18 protein-coding genes are annotated in these 25,675 nt (G+C 50.6%); 1 reads left to right on the top strand and 17 read right to left on the bottom strand.

From position 1 onward, the window contains the following. Window positions 1-38: 38 nt before the first annotated feature. The 3 genes from P2H89_RS09375 to P2H89_RS09365 all read right to left on the bottom strand — a co-directional run bounded on the left by P2H89_RS09375 (window position 39) and on the right by P2H89_RS09365 (window position 2,726). Complete coding sequence (locus tag P2H89_RS09375) at window positions 39-1,289, bottom strand: FecR domain-containing protein (protein WP_275826453.1); 1,251 nt, start codon at window positions 1,287-1,289, stop codon at window positions 39-41. A 335-nt stretch (window positions 1,290-1,624) separates the two neighbouring features. Beyond that, window positions 1,625-2,227 carry an RNA polymerase sigma-70 factor gene (locus tag P2H89_RS09370; RefSeq protein WP_275826452.1) on the bottom strand — a complete coding sequence of 201 codons (603 nt, stop codon included), beginning with the start codon at window positions 2,225-2,227 and terminating at the stop codon, window positions 1,625-1,627. Between the two features lie 280 nt (window positions 2,228-2,507). Continuing rightward, window positions 2,508-2,726, bottom strand: coding sequence for a hypothetical protein (locus tag P2H89_RS09365; protein WP_275826451.1), 219 nt, complete (start codon window positions 2,724-2,726; stop codon window positions 2,508-2,510). A gap of 346 nt (window positions 2,727-3,072) precedes the next feature. Between P2H89_RS09365 and P2H89_RS09360 the strand changes: the two genes are divergently transcribed. After that, window positions 3,073-3,879, top strand: a complete 807-nt coding sequence (locus P2H89_RS09360; RefSeq protein ID WP_275826450.1) for a phosphatase PAP2 family protein — start codon at window positions 3,073-3,075, stop codon at window positions 3,877-3,879. A gap of 68 nt (window positions 3,880-3,947) precedes the next feature. On the opposite strand, the gene purU is transcribed toward P2H89_RS09360, so the two are convergent. The 14 genes from purU to P2H89_RS09290 all read right to left on the bottom strand — a co-directional run bounded on the left by purU (window position 3,948) and on the right by P2H89_RS09290 (window position 25,644). Next, entirely contained in the window at window positions 3,948-4,787 is an 840-nt protein-coding gene (gene purU / locus P2H89_RS09355; RefSeq protein ID WP_275826449.1) for a formyltetrahydrofolate deformylase, read from the bottom strand. A 21-nt stretch (window positions 4,788-4,808) separates the two neighbouring features. Beyond that, window positions 4,809-5,615, bottom strand: a complete 807-nt coding sequence (locus P2H89_RS09350; protein ID WP_275826448.1) for an AraC family transcriptional regulator — start codon at window positions 5,613-5,615, stop codon at window positions 4,809-4,811. Between the two features lie 95 nt (window positions 5,616-5,710). After that, on the bottom strand, window positions 5,711-6,598 hold the full coding sequence (locus P2H89_RS09345) for an oxidoreductase (RefSeq protein WP_275826447.1): 888 nt from the start codon (window positions 6,596-6,598) through the stop codon (window positions 5,711-5,713). 86 nt (window positions 6,599-6,684) lie between these two features. Further along, complete coding sequence (locus P2H89_RS09340) at window positions 6,685-7,980, bottom strand: alpha/beta hydrolase (protein WP_275826446.1); 1,296 nt, start codon at window positions 7,978-7,980, stop codon at window positions 6,685-6,687. Window positions 7,981-8,049: 69 nt separating this feature from the next. Further along, window positions 8,050-8,571 carry a GDYXXLXY domain-containing protein gene (locus tag P2H89_RS09335; RefSeq protein ID WP_275826445.1) on the bottom strand — a complete coding sequence of 174 codons (522 nt, stop codon included), beginning with the start codon at window positions 8,569-8,571 and terminating at the stop codon, window positions 8,050-8,052. Next, complete coding sequence (locus tag P2H89_RS09330; protein ID WP_275826444.1) at window positions 8,558-9,631, bottom strand: DUF4401 domain-containing protein; 1,074 nt, start codon at window positions 9,629-9,631, stop codon at window positions 8,558-8,560. Before P2H89_RS09330 ends, P2H89_RS09335 begins: the two co-directional genes overlap by 14 nt. Continuing rightward, window positions 9,615-10,607, bottom strand: coding sequence for a DUF2157 domain-containing protein (locus tag P2H89_RS09325; protein WP_275826443.1), 993 nt, complete (start codon window positions 10,605-10,607; stop codon window positions 9,615-9,617). Before P2H89_RS09325 ends, P2H89_RS09330 begins: the two co-directional genes overlap by 17 nt. A gap of 86 nt (window positions 10,608-10,693) precedes the next feature. Next, window positions 10,694-12,235 carry a rhomboid family intramembrane serine protease gene (locus tag P2H89_RS09320; protein ID WP_275826442.1) on the bottom strand — a complete coding sequence of 514 codons (1,542 nt, stop codon included), beginning with the start codon at window positions 12,233-12,235 and terminating at the stop codon, window positions 10,694-10,696. A gap of 203 nt (window positions 12,236-12,438) precedes the next feature. Next, the gene (locus P2H89_RS09315) at window positions 12,439-13,881 is read right to left on the bottom strand and encodes an alpha-L-fucosidase (protein WP_275826441.1); all 1,443 of its coding nucleotides are present in this window, start codon (window positions 13,879-13,881) and stop codon (window positions 12,439-12,441) included. Between the two features lie 60 nt (window positions 13,882-13,941). Beyond that, window positions 13,942-15,972 (bottom strand): glycoside hydrolase family 2 TIM barrel-domain containing protein, encoded by a 2,031-nt coding sequence (locus tag P2H89_RS09310; RefSeq protein ID WP_275826440.1) that lies wholly within the window; start codon window positions 15,970-15,972, stop codon window positions 13,942-13,944. A 97-nt stretch (window positions 15,973-16,069) separates the two neighbouring features. Continuing rightward, entirely contained in the window at window positions 16,070-17,806 is a 1,737-nt protein-coding gene (locus P2H89_RS09305; protein ID WP_275826439.1) for a RagB/SusD family nutrient uptake outer membrane protein, read from the bottom strand. Between the two features lie 11 nt (window positions 17,807-17,817). Continuing rightward, a complete protein-coding gene (locus P2H89_RS09300; protein ID WP_275826438.1) occupies window positions 17,818-20,931 on the bottom strand; it encodes a TonB-dependent receptor in 3,114 nt (1,037 codons plus the stop codon). A gap of 44 nt (window positions 20,932-20,975) precedes the next feature. After that, the gene (locus P2H89_RS09295) at window positions 20,976-22,604 is read right to left on the bottom strand and encodes a RagB/SusD family nutrient uptake outer membrane protein (RefSeq protein ID WP_275826437.1); all 1,629 of its coding nucleotides are present in this window, start codon (window positions 22,602-22,604) and stop codon (window positions 20,976-20,978) included. A 4-nt stretch (window positions 22,605-22,608) separates the two neighbouring features. After that, the gene (locus P2H89_RS09290; protein ID WP_275826436.1) at window positions 22,609-25,644 is read right to left on the bottom strand and encodes a SusC/RagA family TonB-linked outer membrane protein; all 3,036 of its coding nucleotides are present in this window, start codon (window positions 25,642-25,644) and stop codon (window positions 22,609-22,611) included. Window positions 25,645-25,675 lie beyond the last annotated feature (31 nt).

Genomic DNA, 25,675 nt, shown 5'->3' with positions numbered 1-25,675 from the left:
TATACGGGAAAACTCTTAGAAAGTGCTGCAGGCAGGTGTTATAACGTAGCGATCACCTTGCGGTCTTTCATGTAAAAGCGCACAGGACACAAAGTCTCCAGGTAAAGTAGCACGGCCGATAACGGCGCATAACGATCGATGGAGCCCGATAGCCGGTTCCGGGCCTTGCCCGCATGAGTATACTCGATGTCGATATCGTACCACTTGGTAAGCTGTGATAGAACCTCCTGCAGGGAGGCATCCTGGAATTTTATAAGGCCGTCCTTCCAGGCTATCCGTGGTAATAAGGGCGTATTGTTGTCGACATACACCTGCCCCTTACTATCCAGCCGGGCCAGTTGCCCGGCCTTGATCATTAAATGGTTATTGTCTTTGAGAAGTACAAAACTTCCTTCCAGTGACAAGGTTTCCAGCTGCTCTTCATCGGGATATGCCTTTATGTCGAGCCGCCCCCCTGTAAGCGTGATCTTGGTTGGACTGGAGGCGTTGCGAATCGACACCACAAAGGGTATGGCCGTAGAGGAGGCCAGCCGCTCTTCGTAAACAGACGGCGTATGGCAGGTAAGCGGCATCGTTGTTACTTCAAAATACGCCTCGCCGGATAGCTCTACCCTGCGCTCCTGCCTGCCAAACATAATGGGGTATTTCAAACTGGAACCGGCATTGAGCCATACACGGCTTCCATCGGGCAATATGACGCGGTGAATGCCTTTGAGTGGCACATTCATGGTATTCTTGAAAATCGTATCGCCGCAGTGAGAACTGTGGTAAAATACCCAGCCATTTTCCTTAAGTATACGTGCCTCTCCGGTAGCCTGCCGCGCAAGATCGCCATTGACGGTATCTACCAATATCAGCACCGCATTATCATCAAGGATCATTTTTGCCTGCTCTTCGCCAGGCAACACATCGTTTTTGAACCTGCCCGGTAAAGAAGCGGCGACAGAAAAGCCGGCATGGCTGAATAGGATGAAAGAAGCGGAAATGAGCACGACGAGGATGCCGGCAACGACACGCATTCTGCGTCGCCAGGGATACCACCATTTGTCTTTGTGCTCTTCATGGTAAAGAGCTGCTGCATCCAGCTTTCGCAGTATTCTATACTTTTTCTCCTGGTGCCGGGTAAGTGCCACGTGAAGCGTTTCTGGATTGGTGAGAGAATCGAAAATATTCCGGTTTTCCGCAGAAGCATGGAGCCATTCATTCAGTTCGCGTTCTTGTGCCGCAGTCAGGGTGCCCTTCAGGTAACCGGAAATGAGCTCCACTTTTATACTTTGTTGTTGATCCATGGGAACAGGTTTTGCGCGCATTCAGGCATACGCAGTTCAGTTGCCGGAAAGCAAACAGCCCTCCAGGAAATAACAACGAAAAAGCAAACCCTTCCTACTACCCGGTTACTTATTTGTTGGTAATGCGTTCGGTAACATCGGGCCTTGCGCGGCAAACAAAAATCCCGGCCTAAACGGGGAAGACCGGGATAAGACGACCAAACTTTATTAAAAGCATTACACATTACATCAGCTTACTTTGTCAAGCAGGCCGCGTAGTATCGATTAATAACGAATGAGGAAGGTTGGTGAACCATCCGTAATACAAAAAAGAGAAAAAAACTTCAACAAACTGCTCAGGATGCCTGCGTAGAAAGCCTGGCTGGCAACGCCGTGGCGCGCAGAAATTTTAACGCAATGGTTTTCTGGTTCTGCACTGTTTGTACGCTGATGCACAGTTTAGCGGCAATGTCTGCATTCTTCATCCCCTCCAGGTAGAACAGCTTGAAGATGATTTTGCGCTGCGGCGGCAGTTCTTCGATCTGCCGGTAAACCCGGTTCAGCAGGTCGGCCTCCATCAGCCCGTTCACAAAACGGGGCGCGGCCGCCATCGGCGAATGATTGCGCGTGATCATGGATTCGGCATCGTCCATCAGTAATTGGATCAGTTGCTGCAGCTTGCCGGCCTTCCATTTCTGATGCCGCAATGCGTCAATACAGGCATTACGGGCAGTTACATGCAGAAACGTTTTCACCTTGTGGATATGGTCGAAATTGCTGCGCAACCGCCATAACTTCACAAATGTTTCCGCAGTAATATCCCTCGCCTCCTGGGCATCCGGCACAAAGTGCCGCGCATAATAGTAAATGGAAGTGAAGAATTGATTGTACACAGTGGCAAAGGCAGTCTCTTCGCCCTGTTGGAATTGGTAGATAAATGCGTCTCCCGCTGTTTTCATGAACAGGTCTTTACAAGTTACCAGATCAAAGAAGAGTTGATCAGACTCTCTGTGCTGTGCTACAAAAAACCTAAACCAATTGTGAGGAGGATCACTAGAAAAGGATGTAACGAAGCCAATAGAAAATCTACACGATCAACTCTTTTCGTTACTGAACAAACCAGTAAATAACCCGTTATTTTTACTTATTGGCTAAACGAAAAGAATATCATGATAAAAGTAGGAAAAAAATCGATTGATGCCCCGCGGAACTTTGTTCCCCGACTCAAACCCGGGACTGTTATACGATGATCCAATGGCCCTCGTGGCCAATAGTGTAGTGTAAGCCATTGCTCATAACGTGGATCGTATTACCGTTAGAAGGATCGGCCCTTACTCCCTTTTCATAAACCCTGATCCCGTTGTTTTCGCGCGTGAGGTAAACAATTAACGCCTGCAAGGTTGGAGCGATCTCATGCAGCCATTGCTCATCACTTTCTTTTACAAATGCCTGACTCATAACCACCAGGCAGCAAAAAGAATGCCCCGCCCACAATACTGTCATTGCGGCAACATCGGGCCGGCGCCAATGCCATTTGGCAACATTAGGATTATTTTAACTGCGTGTGGTGACAGGCCCTCAGCCGCCCGGCGGGCCGGTCCCCCTACCCCTTCAGGATAAGCTTAACTGGCTGAATTTCATCGGTCTGTATGCGACAAGGGCGGTAACGCGCTGGTTGCTTGCAGATGATATATACAGGAATTACCTTATCTGCCATATATTCCAACCTGGCAGCACCTTCCACACTTCAATTTTTCTTTAGAATTTACGTTTAGATTGCAACAATAAAAGCCCACCTGAATACATGCAGAATCGGACAAAGACATTGGTCCTGGCAGTCGCAGCTTGCCTGGCCCTGAACCCTGTTTCGGCCCAGTTTACGGATACTACCGGCAAACCGGTACCCGCTACCGACACGGTACACAGAGCGATCAATTGGAGTACGCCTGTGCCTAACAATGCTTTTCCGCTGAAGTCATTTATTATCCCGGCTGCCCTGATCTCTTATGGAGTTACCTCCCTGGGATATCATAGTCTCAAAGACCTCAACAATAACATCAAAGAAGAAATAGCCATCGAACATCCTCACCATAGTATCAGGGTCGATGACTACCTGCAATATGCACCGGCACTTGCCGTATATGGATTGAATGCCGCCGGCATCAAAGGCAAACACAATTTTAAAGACCGTACCCTCTTATACGGAATGTCGATGCTGATCTCCAACTCAGCCGTATTTTCTATCAAGAAGTTCAGCGGTGAAATGCGGCCCGATGAGTCCGACTTCAATTCATTTCCTTCCGGACACACAGCCAATGCATTCGTGGCGGCCGAGTTCATGCGGCAGGAGTACAAGGATGTATCCCCCTGGTACGGCGTAGCGGGTTATGCGGTGGCTGCTACTACGGGTTACCTGCGTATGTACAACAACAAGCATTGGTTTAGCGATGTCGTGGCAGGCGCCGGTGTCGGCATTGCTTCCACTCGCCTTGCCTATTGGTTATACCCCATGTTAAAGCGCGGATTATCGAAGAATAAGAACCTCAATACAGTCGTGATGCCTACCTACCAGGATGGAGCGGTTGGGCTTGGACTGATACATAAGTTTTAGGTCATTTTGTCGGCCTGTCATAGTCATCGCCAATCGTTTGCAGTACCACTGTTATCCGGTTGGCGATCTTATTCAAATACCACCGTCTTATTGTTGTATACAAACACCCGGTCGTCAAACACCAGGCGGAGTGCCTTGGCCAGTACCGAAGTCTCGATCTCTTTACCTGCACGCATCATGTCGGCAGCAGTGAGGGAGTGCGTAACCGGAATGATCTGCTGGGCAATGATGGGCCCTTCATCGAGGTCGTTCGTTACGAAATGTGCCGTAGCCCCGATCAGTTTAACGCCCCGTTCAAAAGCTTGCCGATAGGGATTGGCGCCCGCAAAGGCCGGAAGAAAGGAATGGTGAATATTGATGATCCTGCCCGGCCAGTTGGCTACAAAGGCAGGGGATAAAATACGCATGAACTTGGCCAGTACCAGGTAATCCGGCGCATAACGGTCAACAATGTTCCTGATCTCCGATTCAAAGACATCTTTCGATTTGCCCTCATGAGATACATGGTGAAAAGGCAGGTCAAAACGATGGCAGATATCCTGCAGCTGATCATAATTGCCGATCACTGCCAGTACCGAAGCCTTCAACGATTTAAAATAATTGCGTATCAGTATATCTCCCAGGCAATGGTATTCCTTGGTCACCAGCAATACGATCCGTTTCTCCGGTAACGGGTTCACCATCACTACCGCATCCACGGGCAACACGGTTGTCAGTTCAGCCTGCAGCATATCCTGCACTGCATCCGCATTGGCCGGCGCCTCCACCTGCACCCGCAAAAAGAAACGGTTCTCCGCTTTGTCCACATGTTCGCGCAAAGAGATAATGTTGAGCTGTTGCTGAGCCAACACACCCGAAATAGCAGCCACCAGACCTACCTGGTCAATACATTGAATAACGATGATCATACTGGATGGAAAGATAATGAATTACACCCGCGATGGTGACACTCCATACATCTTTTTGAACGCAAAGGAGAAATGCGAAAGGTCTTCAAACCCTACATCGAGGTATACATCCGAAGGAGCGATCCCTTTTTCCTTGATGCGGTAATAAGCTTCCTGTAACCGTTTATGCAATAGCCACCGGCTGGGCGATTCAGCAAATACCTTTTCAAAATCCCGCTTAAAGGTGGCCAGACTGCGTCCTGTTAAATAAGCAAAACGCTTCAGGTCTACATTGAAATGAAAGTTCTTCTGCATAAACGCCTCGAGATCTATTTTGCGGGGTTCCGAAAAATCGAACAAAACATCTTTGAGCGCCGGATTCACTTTCAGCAACAACAACAAGGCTTCTTTCAGTTTTAATGCGATCAGCTCCTGGTGCGCACCCGATTGCAATCCTTCATAGGCCAGCAAAGAATCCACAAAGCTTTTGTACAACGGATGCGTGGGTATTGCCACCACGGCATGGCTATCGCGGTTGTGCACCTCCTCATAGCCAAATTCCTGGCTGAACTGCCGCAGCGTATTTTCATCGAAGTACATGGAGATGGACCTGAAAGCACCCTGTTCGGCCGGTTGCTTGATAAACTTCACCAGGTGGTTCTTGCGTACCAACCTGAAGTCGCCCGGCTTGCTGATGTATTTCTTCGTGCCGTCATCCAGCGTGAGAATACCCTCCTGCTGAAATCCAAACACATGTTGCGCCACGAACTGCTCGCCTTCACGGTTCTTGTTCAGGTAACACGAGAATTGAATGGGTGAATTGTCGGATCTGATAGCTGGAGCTGCCATGGGTTCAAATGTAAGGGATAAACACCAGTCGGCTGACTGGTGTTTATCGGTAAGCATCTTGATTAATTCAAAGAGAGATATCTCTGCAACGCTGCTTAGTTGCCCTTGAGGCGACTGATCAGCGCATTGGCCGGACTATTAAAATAGCTCGCCGAATCTTCGTGGTCGGTGGAAATGCTCACCGGTTTCCATTTTGCCAGTTCGGCCGCTCTTCTGGCGTCGATCTGTTCGAGGATCGCTACCGCTTCACTGCCCAATACCAGGTGGATCGGCGGTTCGGGATTTTCGGCAAGTTCTGCGATCACACGCGCAGCCTTGCGCGGATCACCCACCGGCACAAATCCACCACCCTGTAGCATGGCCTTGATCTGCACCACCGTAGCATCGTAACCTTCCACATCAGGCGCATAGCTCATCGAATCACCGGCCCAATCCGTACGGAAGCCACCAGGCTCCACAGAGGTCACCAAAATACCCAGCGGCGCGAGCTCCCGGGCAATCGCTTCACTAAAGCCCGTCAGGCCAAATTTAGCCGCCTGGTAAATGCTGACACCCGGCGTGCCTACCCGGCCACCAATAGAACTGATCTGGAGGATACGACCGCTTCCTTGCTTACGCATGTGAGGAATAACGGCACGGGTCACTTCGATGGGGCCATAGAGGTTGGCCTCCAGCTGGCTGCTCACCTGCTCATCGGTAAAGGCTTCTGCGGCGCCGGTAATGCCGAAGCCGGCATTGTTCACCAGCACATCGATGCGGCCAAAATGAGCAATGGTTTGTGCCACGGCCGCCCGGATCTGATCTTTCTTCGTTACATCTAAAGTGATGGGCAATAGCTGGCCGGGATACTGCGCCGCCAGCTCTTTCAATTGTTCGGGTTTGCGGGCAGTAGCAGCAACCTGGTAACCTTTAGCCAAAACGGCTTCCGTTAAATTCCTTCCCAATCCACGGGCACTTCCTGTTATGAACCAAACTTTAGTCATTGTTTTTTGATTTAATGACTCAAAGGTCGGTCACAACAGGCCCCGGCAGGTTTGTTCAAAAGCTCAAACTTACTTTGTTGAAAAGCTCAGGGTTTTTGGAGAAATTCCCACACGGTTTTGTTGTACAGGGGGGCATTTTCCTGGGGAATATAATGACTGGCCTTGGGAAAGATCACCAGTTCCGCCGCCTTGATATGTTGAGCGATACCTCTTGTATGCGCTTCCTGGATGAGGTCATTTTCGCCAGCCATCACCAGCACCGGACAGCGGATGGCCCGTAGATCGGTAAACTGCATATGGGGCTCCTGCAATAACAGGTTCATGAGGCGGGTGTTCATCCGGCCTTTGGCCGAACTGTCTTTGGCAAACTCTTTCAGTTGATTATCGATCTCCGTAAATACGATGGGGATCACGGCCTCCTGGTTCATAAAAATATTGGCGCCCATGGTCGCCAGCTTCTTCACCAGCCCGGGGTGTTGCATGGCCAGGATGAGGCCCGTATTGCCGCCATCACTCCAGCCTACAATATTTACGTTCTTAATACGGAGCTGCTTCAACAGTTCGTACATATCACTGGCGAAGAGATGATACGTAAAACGGGTCGAGTCGGCCGATGATTTACCCTGGCCGCGGGTATCTACCGCGATCACCTGGAATTTATCCTTGAAGAATTCGATCTGTTGAGCCAGTTCCTGAATATTTTGACCGTTACCATGCAGCAGTAACAACGGCTCCCCTTTACCATAGATTTCATAGTATAGGCGGATGCCATTGATGTCCGCATATTTGCCTGCATCGGGGTTGGAGCCATACGCATAGCCGGTAGCTCCTTGGCTGGAGGCGATCAGGATAGTGGAGTGGCCGTTAACAGGTTGCTGCTGGCTGAATGCTATAGGCTGTTTTACCGAATTGTGAAACACCAGCCAGTTGGCATTGGCCGCGGGTGTGGTGTCTTCAAACGAAGGATTGGCAATGGGAATCGGTACCCAGGTACCATTATCATCTACGCTCAGGTTGAAATCGTCGAGGTAAAACTGGGCTTTCCCGGCAAAAACACCGCCGAATACAATATTGGTGGCATCCTCCACTACAAAACCCTCGATCGTCACCGTACGCCAGGTGGAGGAATGTTTGGGCTCATCCCAGGTATTGCGGAAGAAACCCGCAGTATGGTCGGGCTTGTCAACCCGAAGCCAAAGGCCGGCTTTGGTGGCGGTGTCTTTCGTCACCAGGCGCACAGCTGCCTGCAGCTTGATCTTTTTGCCCCAATACGGCTGGGCGATTACCGTTTGCTTCAATACATGGTAATCTGTAATCTTCTGGGCCAGCAGGGAATTACCGGGAAATAGGGCCAGTAAGAGGCCGCAAAGCATGAATCGCATTGTCATATTACAACGACGAAGCGCCCGGGAAAAAAGGTTGGGTCAGCCTGGGCAGTAACAGCAAGCAGCCTATTGGATCAATCGCTTTTGCTCATCATACAGGCCTACGAGCACACTGTTGCCTTTATCGTCTACCCGCAGTCCGCCAAATTTGGCTTTGTCATATTTGTCAGCCTTTCCTTCTTCAAAGAAATAAGATTCGGCGCCGATATCGATCCGGTAATGATCAGTGGTAGAGTATTCGATCAGGTATTCACCCGCGTTCAGTGGTTGGCGCTTTTTTTGCACGCGCACGTAACGCGCAATTAAACCCGAATCCAGCGTAACCACACAAAATCCCCTGGTAGGAACCTGACTATTGCGGCTATGTTTCCTCCATCCAAAATCGCTCCTGTCTCCTACGGTAGCGATCTCATAACGCAGGTCCATATAATCACCTTGCATCAGCGAGCGCGGATCTACCGGTTCCAGGCGAAGCAACACCAGCTTACCCTTATCCAGGATCTTTTCTTTTTGTAGAATGGTGAAGTGAAAAAAGCCCAGTACGATCACCAGGTTCACCACGATGAGGATAATCTTATATTTTTTCATGGCGTTGAAAATATTGGTGAAGGAGAAAATATAGAACTATGAGCAAAATGCCCGAGCCCATGAGCAGCAACGATTTTACCAGCAGGGAAAGGTCGAGGTTATAATAGAACACTCCGATATAATAGATCAACCCGATGATGCCCATTACGAACCCTGTCCGGTCCTTGATCGAAAAGCACAGGATCATCACCAATAGTACACAGGCAATGGCTGGTGCGAAAAGGATTGGTACCAACACCAGTGTCACCGCAACGTAAGCAACATACTCGTCTTTGGGCTGAACGCCAATCGATGGCAGTATGGAAGGTAACAAATAGAGAATTGCGCCTATAGATAATAAAGAAGGAAATAGGGCAACGTACCAGTAAGGAGCATGATAGCCGACCGGCAAAAATGAAGCGGAAAGCAACACGGTACATACCAACGCCAGCCTGATCGGGCTGTGTAATATAGCCAGTTTGGGATTCGCGGTGATTAATACTGCTTCCTGTTTGATCCAGGCGGTGAGTCCTGCTACCGCCAAAGACAAATACAGGGAGATCCAAAATGCCCCACGCAGATCGAAAGCCAATTGCAGACTACATGCCGAAACAGCTATGGCAGCTACAAAGGCCAGCATATAATTTTCGATCAGTACCAGCGTAATAAGGGCCATGATGATGATAAACAAAGAAACCATATCCGAATGCATGCCACCGGCCGACAAACCCATGCCAAACATAAGCAAACCCGATGCATACAAAGTAACAGCAATAGTATCCAGGATCAACAGGTCAACGCGCCTCGAGAGAACGATGGAACCCACAATGAAGCCAATGCCCAGCGACAACATACCCCAGGTGGAGTTAAAAATGTCGATCACATACAGAAACCCTATGAAAAGCAAGGTAGCCAATACGCCACCCAGGATCGTGAGCACCTTGATAGCGATGGCGCTACGATTGGAATGGGCCTTTTCAAATCCTTCCCGTATGGCATTCTCTACCTCCGTATCAAAGGAAATATCATGGGCGTCTGAGAGCTGCCGCAGCAGATCAGTTACTTCATGCGGCTTTTTCATGGGTTATGTTTTTTTGAATATTGATCAGCCACCTGATCAATAAAGTGGTTGCAATGATCACGAATAGTGTGATCAACAGAAATACAATGTCGTTGTCGGCATCGATTAAAATAAAGGCCGATACCACCACAATGGCGCTGAAGGGCACAGCGCCCAGGTAAAACAACTTCCGTTGTTTAAAACCATACCACAAGCCAGCTGCATACAATACGAGGGAGCCAATGAGGAGGGCCACGAAATTCGGATCACCGATCCCCAGGAGGCTATCGAAGTTGAACCTGCTCATGAGTTTGCCGGCGATCAACCCGGTAGAGGCCATCACGATGGCTCCTAGCGCCACAACGATCATCAACCATTCAGGTGGCTTCGCCGATGGCCGCAACCGCCCCAGTATTACCCCCGCCAAAACAAAGCCACTGTTTATGAAGAACGAGATCATGAAAGGCGACATCTTCGGCCAGTTATTGGCTACCTGATCCGCATATAGGAAAACCGTTGTATTGATCAGCGTAATAAACACCAGCCACAAAGGGGCAAAATGAGCGATCAGCACCCATATGATAATGGCGATCGTCCACATCAGAAAAAGATCATACGCATCGGCGCCCGATTGATAGACCTGGCCAAAAACAGCAAGCAGCACACCTACCAGCACAGCCGCGGCAGTCAGTAAGATGTTCTTAAGCGTCTTGTTTAATTGGGAGAAAACGATCACCAGTGTACACGCCACGATCAGCCCTTCAATGAGCCCGATCTTGACAAACTTGTGCAGGGAATCCCAGTTATAGGCAAAGAAGAATATAATGCCGGCAAGGGTAAAAGCAACGCCGGTGCCGATCAGGAACAACTCGAGGAATTGTTTCCAGTCCTTTCTGCCCGGATGTACATGTTCTTCCAGCGCCTTGCGTGCACTCGAAGCAGGCCATTGAGCATGCCGGCTTATGAGGTGAATGTCTTCCCGGTCGGGTGTACTCATGTGTTATAGGGTTAAAGTCTGGGAAAATACAAACGACTGTTCATTAAAGATAGTATCCAGGGGCATCAATACCAATAGCTGTTAACTCACTTTAACAGATCCTCCCGTGGTGGTCCCATGTGGAAAGTCGACAAGGAATCGATGAGCAGCTCTATTTCCTGATCCAGTCTGCCATATTCTGGTTTGTATTGATCAGTCTTTTCTTCATAGGTCCTGGCATAGAGTTCATAACTGCGCATGCGCAAGGTCACATATTTCTTAAACAGACGGATCTTCTCCCGCTGTGTCCCGGTCAGCTCGAGCGATTCGGTCTCCGTCAGCAGGCGCAGGCACCGGTCCCAATAGGGAATACCCTTTAACCTGATCTCGGCCACCCGCACACGGTCTGGCGTATTTTTAGGCAGCTTATAAACGGCCAGCGCCTTCTCCTCCGTTTTCCGGTAATGCTCTATGATCATGGAATAAGCTTGCTGGTCGTCCTTGACAGATTTCCATTCTTCATATTGGGAATGATGGCTTGCCATGTATTGGCATACGGCAAACACGCCGGCAACCAGTCCCAATGCTATTACGCCAGGGAGCACGAACTTAAACCCTTTATTCGAAGGAGCCTTCAGCCAGGGCAACAACGCAAAGCCAATCACAATGCCGCTCACCAGCCCACCTAAATGGGCGGCATTATCGATGTCCCGCTTTAGTCCCAACAGCAGGTTGTACACAATGAAGACCGACATACTTATCAGCAAAGCCATCCGTTGTTTTTTGGCAAACAGGTTACTCGACAGCAAGGCGATAAATACGCCGTAGAGGCCAAATATAGCGCCCGATGCTCCGACGCTGATCGCGTTGTCGTGCCACCAAAGACTCGTGGCACTGGCAACAAGACCGCAAACCAGGTAAACGATCAGGTATCGTATACTGCCGATGATCGGCTCCAGGAAGATGCCGACAACGATCAGCGCGATCATATTGAAGATAAGGTGGGCAATGCCGTTGTGAATAAAGCAGCTGCTCAATAAGCGCCACCATTGACCATCAAGCGTCCACGGCCTGTAGTTGGCTCCCCACAGCAGCAAAGTTCTGTTGTCCATCTTGAAAAACGCCATGCTGCCAATACACATCAACAAGAAGAGCAACATATTCAGGTTTAGCAGGTATGGCGTAACACGGTAGCCGGGGGAAGGAATAAATACCTGAAAGAATTGTGTTACCTGTTGGCTGAAGGTGGAAGGAGGCAACACCAGTTCATCCTGATCGGGTGGTATGAAGTTCGATTCCAGCGCCTCATATTTTTCTTTCAACTCCTTCTTGGATATCGTCCTTTCCAGCTCCTGTACCAGCTCAACAAATTGCCGGATATTCTTCTTGTTCTTCCCCCAATCATAGATCTCCGAACCGGTAGAAGAACTGCTTAAGGTAACAGTGGTATCCCCTATCAGTATCTTCACATCGGCGCCCCACGACGACCAGCTGATCCTGGTATTGGCGATTAAACCGGCCGCACTGCCATGAAACAGATTCCATTTCAACCGGTCAATGGCTTCAACGGCCAGCACAAAAAAATCCTCCCGGGAAATACTTTCCAGTGGGAACTGCTCCACATATGTAGGGGTAAAACCGAAAGCCATGTTCCAAATAATTAATAGATAAGATCACAAAGCCAGGAAGTAACGATCAGGCCTATACCTCCATCAGGACGGTAAGGTAACCAAATAATACTAAATCGGGCCGCAGCCAATAATACGCATGGCCCAGGTTGCCAACAACAAAAAATCCCTCCGGTCATAAACCGGAGGGATCGCATAATTGTCAGAGAACAAAAGGTTCCTCCTTAGGTCTTGGCATCCTGGTATTGCTTACCAGCCCCACCACCCTGCTCGGTCTCCAGCACGATCACAAAAGCGCCGGCTTTCTTAACCGCAGGCAGGTACAGGTTGAATTGATTTTTCTGTGTTTCTTTCAACAGCAAGGACTGCGCAGGCGCCTCCAGTAAATAGCTTTTCGTGATCTTTACCTTGTCCGGCACCTGCAAACGGGCAATATTCGAGAATGGCTGATTGAACACCACCATATACACTTTGTTGGTGCCTGCCTTTTGAATAAAGTAACCCCAATCCTGCTTCTTCCAGCCGGCATAATCGCCGCCATAGATCGCCTCACCGTTTACTTTCATCCAATCGGCAATCGTAGCCGCAATCTGCTTTTCTTCAGTGCGGATGGCGCCATCGCCCTGCGGACCGAAATTGAGCAAAAAGTTACCACCCAAAGAAGTAGTGAGCGTAAGCATCTCCACTAACTCTTGCGGTGTTTTAACGTACGACAAGCTCCAATCTTTGTGAAAACCCCATTGGTTCTCGGGAATGGTCATACAGGCCTCCCAATCGATCTGCGTAACGGAAAGGTCTTTCACCGGGTCCGGCAGCCGGCGCTCATAGCCCGATTCGTAATCGCCCATCAGCTCACCGTTCGAATCGCGGTGGCGTGCACCATAGTCGTCGGCCCGCAGTCTGCTGTTCACGATCACCCCGGGAATCGCCTTCTTCAGCATCTTTTCTACCTCCAGCGTCCACCAGCCATTCTTTTTGATGCTGTTATCCCAGGTGCCGTCAAACCAAAAGCATTTAACCGTCGGATACCTGGTAGCCAGTTCCTTCAACTGGTTATACGCAAAGTCAAGGTAGCGCAGGAACTGTGTTTGATCCTCCGCTGTTTTGATATCATATTTCCAGTCGGGATGATGCCAGTCCAGCACCGAATAATAAAAGTTAACATCGATGCCCTCGGCGTTATACGCTTCTACCAGCTCTTTCAGGATATCGCGTTTGAAAGGCGAATTGCCTACATGGAAGTCGGTGTATTGACTCGGCCACATACAAAACCCTTCATGGTGTTTGGTGGTGATCGTCATGTACTTCACGCCCATCTGCTTCGCCATCTTTGCCCAGGCATGTGCATCGAACTTGGTGGGGTTGAACCGGTACATCAGCGAATCCCAGGTAGCCGAAGATAAATGCGCACTCGACTTCAGGAACTCCGCTGCATACGAATAGGTTTTGCCCTCCCAAATGCCGCCGGGAATAGAATACAGACCCCAGTGAATGAATTGCCCAAAACGATTGGTACGGAACTTCGCCATGGCGCTGTCCTTACGTTTGCCCGTGTATTGAGCGCCATACGACAGGGCCTTTCGCGGCGCCTGCTGTTGCGCCCACCCCGCCTGCATCATACTTGTGCAGGCCACTACGATCGTCAAGTATCTCTTAAATTGTTTCATGCTGAATTTAGCTCCTAAATGTTTTTATTTCAGGTTTTTTCGTTGCCTCGATGCCTCTTCCTACTCCAACGTCCACTCTACTTCATCACTCAGTGTATTGCCAGCCGCACCGGTCCGCACACTGATCTTGTTAACTCCTTTCTCCAGCGCCACACTGTCAAAAATATAATGAACGCCGGTGGTACCCTGCTTGAAGGACGGAATTACTTTACCATTCACCGTCAGCGAAGGAGTGCCCTTGTTCGAGTAAACAGTAATAGCCGTGGTAGCCTGCTTACGATGCACCAGCCGGCGATCGGCAATATACAGCACAGGTTCCTTGCTCCAATTGGCCTTGTACCAATAAAAAGCATCTTTCTTCATGGTACGGTCGAAAGTGACCAGGCCCTTCAGGTTGCGCGAAGCAATGCCGCCGCGGTTCCACAAAGGCACGGCAAAGTCAAACATATTCCAGAGATAAGATCCTGCCAGGTAATGCTGTTTGGCAATAATACCCCACTGGATCTCATGAAAGCGCGTTTCCATTTGTTCCGGGAAATACTGACCGTTCACCGGGTCAAACTTCATCGGCGGCTGTTCATCCTGCTGGTAAACATTGCCCTCGGCGCCGTACTCCGATAAGATCACTTTGTGATCGGGGTATTTATCCGCTAAGCCATTCACCCATTTTTCGAGATCGGGCGTCTTGCCTTCATACCAGCCGTAGTAGCGGTTCATCCCCTGCAGGTCGGCCACCTGGTTTTCGTACCGCTCCATCGAGCCATAACCATTTACGCTGATGGTGTACCGGTCAGGGTCTTCCGTCTTGGCGATCTCGTGCAAAGAAGAAGTGAGCACGGTTGTATAATCAGCGGCCGATTTGCCATACACTTCATTGTGCAGTCCCCATACATAAATGGAGGGGTGATTGAAGTTCTGACGTATCAGTTCCACCAGCTGCTGCTTGGCATTATCGCCTTCTTTACCGCTTACCTGGTTCACAAACGGTATCTCCGCCCAAATGATCATACCCATGCTGTCGGCCTTCGAATAGAAATACTCCGATTGCTGGTAGTGCGCCAACCGTATACTGGTAGCACCCATCTCGCGGATCGTGGCCAGGTCGGCCGCATGTTGCTCGTTCGTCAGCGCGCTGCCACTACCCCACCAGTCCTGGTGGCGGCAAACACCCAGCAACGGATAAGGCTTGCCATTGAGGTAAAAACCCTTGCGGGCTACTACTTCAAATTTGCGAACACCCAGGGGCTGACTCACCTCATCGATCACCACACCGTTTTGCTTAACACGAACAGTAAGGCGATACAAATAAGGATCATCCAGTCCCTGCCACAAATGCGGCTTAAGCAAACTAAGCGATTGGGGAAAATGCTGAAGGCCCTGGGGTTTCACGGCCACCGTATTGCTCACGGTCTTCACCAATTTGCCCTTTGCATCGTATACGGTAGTTTCGATCACCGCATTTTCGGTCCGGCCTCTTTTATTCTCCAGCTTGGTTGTTACATCGATAGTGGCTTGTGTCGGTGAAACATTTCGCTGCCTGATGAAAACCCCCGACGAGGCATTGTCTGTAACAGCGATATGCACCTTGTCCGTAACGATCAGTTTAACGGGACGATAAATGCCCCCGTATACGCCAAAAAGGCGATGATTGATGGGGATCACATCTTCCCGCGATTCGTTGGAGGCTTTCACCACCAGTGTATTCACCTCACCCCACTTCAGCACCGGGGCAATATCGAAGGCAAAAGCCCCATAGCCGCCCTTATGCTGACCGATGAACTTGTCGTTGACAAAGAGGTCGGCTACTGCGCCCACGCCTTCAAAGCGCAGGAAAACCCGTTTGCTGCGAAGCGCCGTATCGGGTGTCCACTCTTTTTTGTATTGCGCAACACCCTGGTAAAAATCCTTCGTGGTTTGCATGTCCACATTGTTCCAGGTATGGGGCACGCTCACCGACGTCCATTCCATACCAGGTTTGCTGAACTGCCATTGATCTGTGAAAGGAGTTTCCTGTCGGGTACGGACAGTTTGCGAAAGGGATTGGATAAACATAAAACATCCACCCAGCACTAACCAATAACGTCTCTTCATGAAAACCTGCTTGTTTTGAAACTATTTAAGTATTAATGATTGCATTTCCCCCGATGTCCCGACGTATGTCGGGACCGCATGGCGGGATTGCCTCTTCTTACTGCATATACCCCGGGTTCTGCACAAACTTCTTCTGTCTGCCCATCTCCGTCGAAGGGATCGGGAACAGGTACATCGCCGGATGACTGAAAGCCCTGGGATCAGCCACAATGTCTTCTCTCTTATAGGTACTGCCATCCTTCGTCCACTTGATGCCGCGCAGTATCACGATCTCGGGATCGTGCGCGACCTTCCAGCGGCGTATATCGAAATAACGCTGGTTCTCATATGCCAGCTCGATGCGGCGCTCATTGCGGATCGCCTGGCGCATGTCTTCTTTCGTAAGGCCTGCAGGCAGTTCGAAAGGAGAAAGTCCCGCCCGGCGACGGATCGCCTGTACCGCGTCATACACTTCCTGCGTAGGTCCGCTGAACTCGTTTGTAGCTTCAGCATAGCTCAGCAAGATCTCCGCATAACGGATCTCGGGAATGCTGCGATTGGTGTTACCGGTTCCTTCATTGTTCAGCATCTTGCGGCAATAGTAGCCTGTGCGGGTGGTATAACTGGAAACACCCATACCATCGGTAGGAGCACCGAAATAAGTATACACCGGCGATTGGGTTGTTGTGCTGGTGCCCCGGAACATAGCACCATTGTAAAGCACCGTATAGTAGAAACGGGGATCGCGGTTTACATAAGGGTTCACCGGGTTATAGCCACTGGTAAGATCGGTGATGGCCTTGCCATCCTTCATCGGGAAGGCATCCACCAATTGCTGACCGGGATAAGAAGCACCCTGCCCACCGCGTGTAGGCGGCAGCCACATGCCTTCCAGGCGTGTATTGGGAGGATCCATCATCGAGAAGATGGCTTCATTGTTCACGCGCAGGTGGAACACTTTATAGAAGCCATAACCAGCCGCGGTGGTGTTGTCTTCATACAAGCTGTATTTATTCATGTCCATCACAGCCTTGAAAGCGTCGGCCGCTACCTTCCAGCGATTGGCATCATACGAAGGATAGCTCACCAGCACTTTCTGCTCCGGTGCAGCAGCGAAGCCACCGTTGCCATCATAGCCCCCATTGAAAAGCGGACTCGCAGCATACAGAAGAGTGCGGGCTTTCAGCGCCAGCGCCGCGCCGCGGGTAACGCGGCCATAATCTGCCCCCGGCATATCATCGGGCAACAGTTGTGCCGCAGCGTCCAGCTCCGACACAATGTAGTTGATACATTCTTCCAGCGAATTACGTCCCTCGCTGATCAGTTCATCCGGCGAATAGGTAGTATCGCCTACCAGCGGAACGCCACCATAGAAACGTACCAGCTGGTGGTAATACCAGGCGCGCAGGAATCGCACCTCGCCCGTTGTGCGCGACTGCATCGCAGCCGACAAAGGCGATTTCTTTACATTCTTCAAATAGATATTGCTGTTGCGGATACGCGAAAACCAGTGCGACCAGCAGTTCGATACCCACGCATAGGTAGCACTCAGGTTACCCTGGTTGATAGGCACGGGATAGTTGGCGCTGCCGGTCCACATCACCTCACCTTCATCCGTACAATCGGCCATACTGCCATAGTTCGTGAGGAAAGTTTGCTTGTAATTGTTCTGCACACCCTGGTAAATGCCATTGAGGAACTCCATGGTGCGGATACTGTCCGCAAAAGTGATGGGCTCATTGATGGTGCCCGACTCCGTTTTGTCGAGGAAATCGGCGCCCTTTTTAGAGCAGGATGGTACTGCAAAGAACAGGATCACCACGGCGGCCGAAAAACCGAATATTGATAGTTTCATGTTTGCTGGAATTAAAAGGTTACACTAAGACCTGCATTGAACACCTTCTGCTGGGGATAGCTGTTGAGTGCAGAAGTGCCATTGCTGGTATTTTCCGGGTCGATATTGTAGATCTTCAGGTTGAACCAGGTGTAGAGGTTGAGGCCATTCGCATAAAAGCGGACGCTCTCCACATGCAGTCGCCGGCTGATCGCAGCGGGCAGTTTGTAACCCAACTCCACATTCTTCAACCGCAGGTAGTTGGCAGAACGCAGCCAGTAGGTAGAAACTACGCCACCCAAACCGCCACCTTCACCCAAACGGGCAAATTGCGCGCTGCTGGCCGTAGCCGGAGTCCAGCGTTGCTGGTGAATATTCATCGTTTTCACGTTCACACCCAAACTGAACAGTTCTGTATAGAAGCTGCTACCGCCGGTACCCTGGAACATGGCCGATACATCGAAGCCTTTGTACGAAACACCAAGGCTGAAGCCATAATACGTATTAGGACGATTCGGATTGCCGATAGCTGTTTTGTCGGCATCGTTGATGTGCCTGTCACCATTCACATCTACCATTTTCAAAGCACCTGGTAAAATACTGTAACCATCCACTACAGCACTGGTATCGATGTCGAGCAGGTCATTGTAGAACTGACCGCTCCATACATAACCAAAGAACTGGCCGATAGAACGTCCCGTAGTCGCCTGTGCGGGGTAAGTAGGCGCCACCTCATCACTGAACAGGATCTTGTTCTTGGCAAACGTATAGTTGCCCTTCACGAAATAATTGAGGGCGCCGAGCTTGTCGCTATAACTGAGCTCCACTTCAAAGCCTTTATTGCTTACACGGCCAAGGTTAATGGCCGGTAACGTACTGCCGAGACCCGCAAATGAAGGCGTGCTCTTGGGTTTGTCCAGGATGTCGTAACGATAGCGGTCAAACACATCCGCTGTAATACCCAGCTTTCCTTTCATCAGGCGCAGGTCGATACCCAGGTTCTTCTGCTCTTCCATTTCCCAGCGCACATCGTTATTAGCTAAGGAAGAAGGCACGATATAAGGCATCGTCACGTGCGTTTCGCCAAACGAATAGTTGTTGCCATAGGAAGTACTGTTCGTACGTCCATATACTTCTTCATAGAGGTATTGGAAGCCGCCGACCTGGTCGCTGCCCACTTTACCCCACGAAGCCCTGATCTTGAAATTGTCCACCCACTTGATGTTCTCGAAGAATTTTTCCTTACTCACGTTCCAACCAGCCGAAACCGCCGGGAAGAATCCATAACGGCTGCTCGCTTTGAAACGGTCGGTACCATTGTAACCGGCAACAACTTCCAGCAGGTATTTCTCACGGAAATTGTAAGTAACCCGTCCTGTATAGCCCTTGAAGTTCTCCGGCGTAAAGGCAGGTGTGTTACCGGGGTTGGTATAGGAATACTGGTTGTACAAGGCCAGCACAGCGAAGTTGTGATCACCGAAATCGCGATTCCAGGTCAGTGAAGCCTGCATGTTCACCCGCTTCGTGGTGGAAGGGGCCGTACCACCCACGGTTGTGTTGACAGCCGTCAATGGTGGAAGACGGTACAACTCTTTATTGTTGTTATAGAGCGTGTATTCACCGGTGGCACTGTTGTAATCGTAGGCAGGGAAATTGTTCCGGTAAAGTGATTTGTAATCGATGGCCGTCGAGGTGAAAGCAACCGTACCATGCAAAGCCAGTCCCTTCGTCAGGAAATCCAGCTTCTGGTTGCCGGTAAAATTCATATTGAAGGCGTTGTCAAATGAACGCTCATACCCATTCAGCGCCAGCACACCCACGGGGTTGATCGCCAGGCCACCCTTGGCGCCATAAGTACCATCGGGGTTGTACACTGGGTAACCGTAGGAAGGCAATACACCCGACATGATCTGGCGCCAGATGGGCCAGGCGCCGCCACTCATATTCGCATCCGCGATATAAGGCTCATTCGTTTCACCAAACCGTCCTGAAAGGTCAAAACGGAAGGTGGTAGAAGGAGTAGCTGTGATATCGAGGTTGCTGCGGAAATTGTACCGCTTGTAGTAGTAATTGCTGTTGTATCCTTCCGACTTGCTGAAGTTCTTGAAGATACCATCCTGGTACACATAACCACCCGAAATAAAGTATTTCACATTCTTCGTACCGCCGCTGATATCGATATTGTCCCGCAGCTGCAACGTACTCTTCTTGCTCAATTCATCGATCCAGTTCACGCTAGGATAGCTATAAGGATCGGTTTGATCTTTATACTTTTGGATGGCTTCGTCCGAATACAGGTCGGGATATGTGCCTACGGGATTCTCCTTGCTGGCCAGCGATTTCTCACGCATCAGCAACAGGTCCTGGTGCGCCGGGAGGAAGTTGAAATAGATGGTCGGCTTCTGCAAACCTACTTCGCTACGGAAATTCACTTTGGGCTTTCCTTCCTTGCCACGGCGCGTGGTGATCACCAAAACGCCATTGGCGCCTTTAACGCCATATACGGCTGTTGTAGAGGCGTCTTTCAAAATAGACAGACTTTCGATCTCATTGGGGTCGATGTCTTTTACCTGGTCATAAGTAACCTCGATATCGTCTACAATGATGAGCGGGTTGGCGCTGGAGTTATAAGAGCTGATACCACGGATATAGAAGTCAGAGCCATCTCGGCCGGGCTGTCCCGAACGTTGCTGCGCAAAAAAGCCGGGCAGGCGGCCCACCAGCGAGTTCTGCAAACTCGCCGCAGGGCTTTGGCGGATCTCCACACCCGTCACCATGCTCACGGCGCCGGTGTTCGTGATCTTCTTCTTACGGCCATAGCCTACCACCATCACTTCGTTCATGTCGGTGGCAGAAGTTTGCAGGGCTACCGTTACGGTAGTTTTGCCTTTGAGGTCGAGGGTATAAGATAAATAGCCCACGCTGCTGAACACCAGTACCTGAGAAGAAGCATCTTTCAGGGTAATGGAGAACTTGCCGTCAGCATCGGTCACTGCAGAGTTCGAAAGATTTTTTTGGTCCGATACCGTAACGCCGGCCACCGGTGAAGTACCGTCGGTCACGGTACCTTTGATCACCCGGTTTTGCGCCAGGGTTACCTGGGTGGCACATAACAGTACCAATAGCCAGGAGAATATTTTATACATAGAAGGATCTGTTTTGATGATGGAAAAAGAAGAGGCGGCCATAATTACCAACCTTTGTTCTGGATCAGCAACTTGCTTTTCTCGATCTCCGCAACCGGGATGGGATAGCGATACATCTTATCATCCCAGGCAGCAGTCGTCAGCACGGGCCTGTTATAGGCATAGGTATAAGTGCTGCCATTTTTGGTAACTGCTACACCCGAAAGCACGGTTTTGTTGATCGTCTCCGCACCGATGTTCCAGCGGCGGATATCCCAGAAACGGTGGTCCTCGAAAGCCAGCTCGATCCTTCTTTCGTTGCGGATCAGCTTGCGCAGGTCGGCCTGGCTCATGCCGCGGGCAATCGCAAAAGGCGTAAGACCCGCACGCTGCCGTACCGATTCGATGGCCTTGTACGCTTCTTCCGGAGCGGTAGCATTGGCTTCATTCAGCGCCTCCGCATAGTTGAGCAGCACCTCTGCATAACGGAAGATCATGGCGTTGTGGTTCGTGGCCGAATAGCCGGTGCTCGTAGTGAAAGCGCCCAGAAACTTGCGCATATAATAACCCGTTTGCGAACCATCATAATCACGTCCGCCGGTATACAATTCCACAGGACGGTTAAGCCAGGTGGCCGTATTGTACAGGATCGTAGCGGCCAGCCGGGGGTCGCGGTTGGCATACGGATTTTGATCCGAGTAGCCTGAGCCACTTTCCGTGATTGCCTTACCATTCTTCATCGGGAAAGCATCCACCAGGCTCTGCGTGGGGTTCATCAGGCCCGATCCGGCACCCGTACCAGAGTAGCCAATGGGGCCATGGTTGGTCTCCAGGGTATTGTTGGTGCCCGCCTGAAAACCGAGGATCACTTCGGTACTGCGGCGGGTAGTGAACAGCGTCGTGAAGTTGGAATTCAAAGCATGGTAGCCCAGGTCGATGATGTCTTTCGAAGCCTGTGCAGCAGCCTGCCATTTAGTGGCATTGTTAGAAGTGTTGTTCAGCGCACTGGCAGCATACAACAGGGTTCTTGCTTTCAAGGCCAGCGCAGCACTGCGTGTAATGCGGCCAAAATCTCCATCAGCAATGGTATTCTCCTTCAGCAGCTTGTCTTTGATCGCGTCACACTCGGCAACGATGTACTGTACGCACTCGTCATAGCTGTTGCGCGCAAAGTCAACATTACTGGTGAGGTCGAAAAACGCATCGCCCAATAAGGGCACACCACCCCAGCGTTTCAGCAATTCGAAGTAAGACATCGCGCGGAGGAAACGGGCTTCAGCTTTCCATTGGTCCTTCATGCCTGCAGTCTTCAATGGAACGATGTCGATCTTCGCCAGGAAAGTATTGGCGCGGCGGATCGCCGTATAGTATTTACTCCATACATTATCGGGCATGTTCCAGCTCGTCCAGCGGCCATTCACGAATGACTCGATAGTGCTGCCCGGATAACGGTACACAGCGTCATCTGTACCCGCTTCGATCAACGCATTGTCATTGACACCCGCATAATGATTCGGCAGGTAAGAATATACGTTCATCAGGAACTGGCGGGCATAGTTGCCCACGCTGTCACGCGGATCGAATACCACATCTTCTTCCCAGCGCTCCTGGGGATAATCCTCGATCGATTTCTTGCAACTGGCAATGATACCTGTAAGCGCCAGCAGCAGTAAGTATTTATGAATAGATTGCATGTCGTTAAAATTTGAGGTTAACACCAGCGTTGAACACCTTTTGCGTAGGATACCCGTTCGTAACAGGATATTCCGGATCGAGGCGGTCCACTTCCGTAAACGTTAAGAGATTGAACCCGTTGATGAACACCCGGGCCCCGCTCAGTTTGATGGTCTGGATCCAGCGAAGCGGTAAATACCAGGCCAGCTCCACATTCTTCAAACGCAGGTAGTCACCCTTGTGCAGCCAGAAGGTCGAAGCAGTCTGGTTGTTGACATTGGAACCAACTGTCAGGCGTGGATAAGTAGCGGTTGCTGCCGTGGCAGGAGTCCAGCGGCCAAGATGATGCGCCTGGGCCTGCATATAACCGCCGCCCGAGATCGGCTGAAATTCATAGTCCGAAGAACCGAGCATCAGGTCACGGTTGGCCGTACCCTGCAGCAGGAAGCTGAAGGAAACGCCTTTGTACTCTACCCCACCCTGCAGGCCTGCATTGATGAAAGGGCTGGTGTTGCCAATAGCCGCCACATCATACCGGTTGATGATATTGTCACCATTGAGGTCTTTGTATTTGATATCACCGGGCACGGGCACATAACCTTCCAGCGTAGGCACTTTCGCAGAAATATCTCCGGCTGTATAGAAACCATCGGCGATATAGCCATACAGTTGGCCGACCTTTTGCCCTGTACGTTTCATCCAGTCATACTTGCGGTCAACCTCATCGGCAAACACCACTTCCGATTGGCGGGTGCTCAGCTTAACACCGGCATAGTACTTCACCTGACCGATGGCATCTTCATATTGTAAAGAAAGATCCCAGCCCTTGTACAGGTTCTCGCCGATATTCTCTTCCGGCCAGCTGGTGCCCAGGAAGGCGAGTGAACGCCCACGGGCCTGCATCAGGTCGAAGTATTTGTCGCGGTAGTATTCAAGGCCTGCGCGTAATTTATTGTTGAAGAACACTGCCTCTGCACCGATATTCAACTTGTCCGCTTTCTCCCAGGTAACATTGGGATTGGCCAGCGAACCTTCCGAAACACCGCCAATGGCCGTGGGAGTAGCACCGAGGTTATAACCGGTAGCGCCGGCATAGAACTGACTGTACACATAGTAACCCACATCGTCAAAGCCTACACGGCCAAACGATGACTTCAGGCGCAAGCTGTTCATCGGTTTCCATTGGGGAAACCAGCTTTCGCGGCTGATCGTCCAGCCCAGCCCCACGGCGGGGAAAACACCCAGGTCATTCTTTTTCGGATAACGGTTCTGTTGTTGGGCAGTCACCGCGATCTCTACATCGTATCGCTCCCTGAAATTGTAGGTTCCGTTGAAGGAGTAACTGTTGTATTGAAGCGGCAGGTTCGCATCCGAACCATATTGCTGTGCATTCATGATAGCGCGGCCGCCTACAGCATGGCCACCCTTGAAACTACGGTCGTAGCCAAGCGTGATTTCCCAGTAGTTGTTACGCGTTTGCGTGTTGATGCTGCCGGAATTGCTTTGTGTACCGTCGGTATTGAATTTGGTATAGGTCGTATCGCCCGTAACCGCGTCGATATTCATCTTGTACGAAGCGAACGACTTCGAACGGTTGATGTCTTCCGTGAGGTCCGTACCGAAAGAGGCCTTGCCCCTGATCCAGAGACCCTTGGTAAGTGCGTCCAGGCTTTGTTGCAGGCCAACGTCGGCATACAGGTTACGGCTATAGGAATTGCGGTAGCCCGTATTGGTCGTTACAGCATACAGGTTAAAGTTGCGCTCGCTCGAGCCGGCATAGGAGCCATTTGGATTGAAAACGGGGTAAGCATTATTGGGTAGCGACTGTATCTGCGGGAAGATAGCAGCGGTCGTATAACCAGGCTGCGTCCCGTTCCTGATCAGGGCAAACACATTCAGGTACGCCTTCAGTGTCGCATTCACGTTCATCGTAACATTCGAACGGATGCTGTATTGCTTGTAGTCGTTATTGGTATTGTAGGTATTCTTATCATCTGTTACAAAAATACCCTGCTGGTTCACATGGTCCAGCGCCAGGTAGTATTGGGCAAATTTGCCGCCACCCGAAATGTCGGCGCTGTAACGCATAAAACGGGTTTGATCGCGCAGCAAGGCCTTCTGCCAGTCTACATTAGGGTGCCCATAAGGATCACTGCCGGTCTTGTAGGCTTCTAGATCCGCATCGGTGTAGAGCGGCGCTTTGCCGTCATTCACCAGCGCTTCATTGAAGAGGCTTGCATAATCATAGCTATTGAGGAACGAAGGCATTTTCGTCGCCTGCTGAATGCCGTATTGAGCCGTAAAGGAAATGGTCTGCTTGCCGGGAACTCCCTTGCGGGTATTGATCAGCAAAGCGCCATTCGCTGCCCGCATGCCATACAGGTTGGCCGCCAGCGCATCTTTCAATACAGTCACGCTTTCAATTTCATTAGGGTTCAGCAGCGTGTACGGACGCGGTATGCCATCGATCACGATGAGGGGATTGCTTAACCCGCGCACATACATAGCGGCCTGCTCATTACCCGGCGTAGCACCCTGTTGCAACGTGTACAAGCCGGTAAGCCTGCCCGATAAGGCATTGGTAATATCCACCACGGGGCTCTTGATCAGCTCGCGGTTATAAATGGCATCGAACGACCCGGTCACCTGCTCGGCGGGCCGGATGCCCGATGGCAAATGCACACTTTTAACAGACGACAGCGATTGTTCGCGGATGGTAAGTTGAACGGCCCCTTTTTCCGAACCAGTAACGGTATAGTTCACCGTAGAGTAACCTTCCAGTTGCACCGTGATCTCATCACCGGCAACGGCATACAGCGAAAAAACGCCCGATTTATTGGTTTGAACAGTTTCGTTGCTGTTCTTATTGGTAACATCTGCTTCAGCGATCGGACTGCCCGTAGCATTGAGCAACTTACCGCTGAACTTTTTGGTGGCCGTGTCCGCCTGGGGCGCCTGCCAGTCGTTAACACCGGCATAACTGCCCGTGGCAGTCATCAGGCCACACACCAGTAACAAACTGGCAGCCTGCCGGAATATAGTTGAGTTGTTGGTAAACATGATTGCAGTTAATAATGAAGAAAAGGATTGA

It is taken from the genome of Paraflavitalea sp. CAU 1676, assembly GCF_029223285.1.
In the GTDB taxonomy this organism is placed as follows: Bacteria; Bacteroidota; Bacteroidia; order Chitinophagales; family Chitinophagaceae; genus Paraflavitalea.
This window is presented reverse-complemented; position numbering and strand designations above follow the sequence as displayed.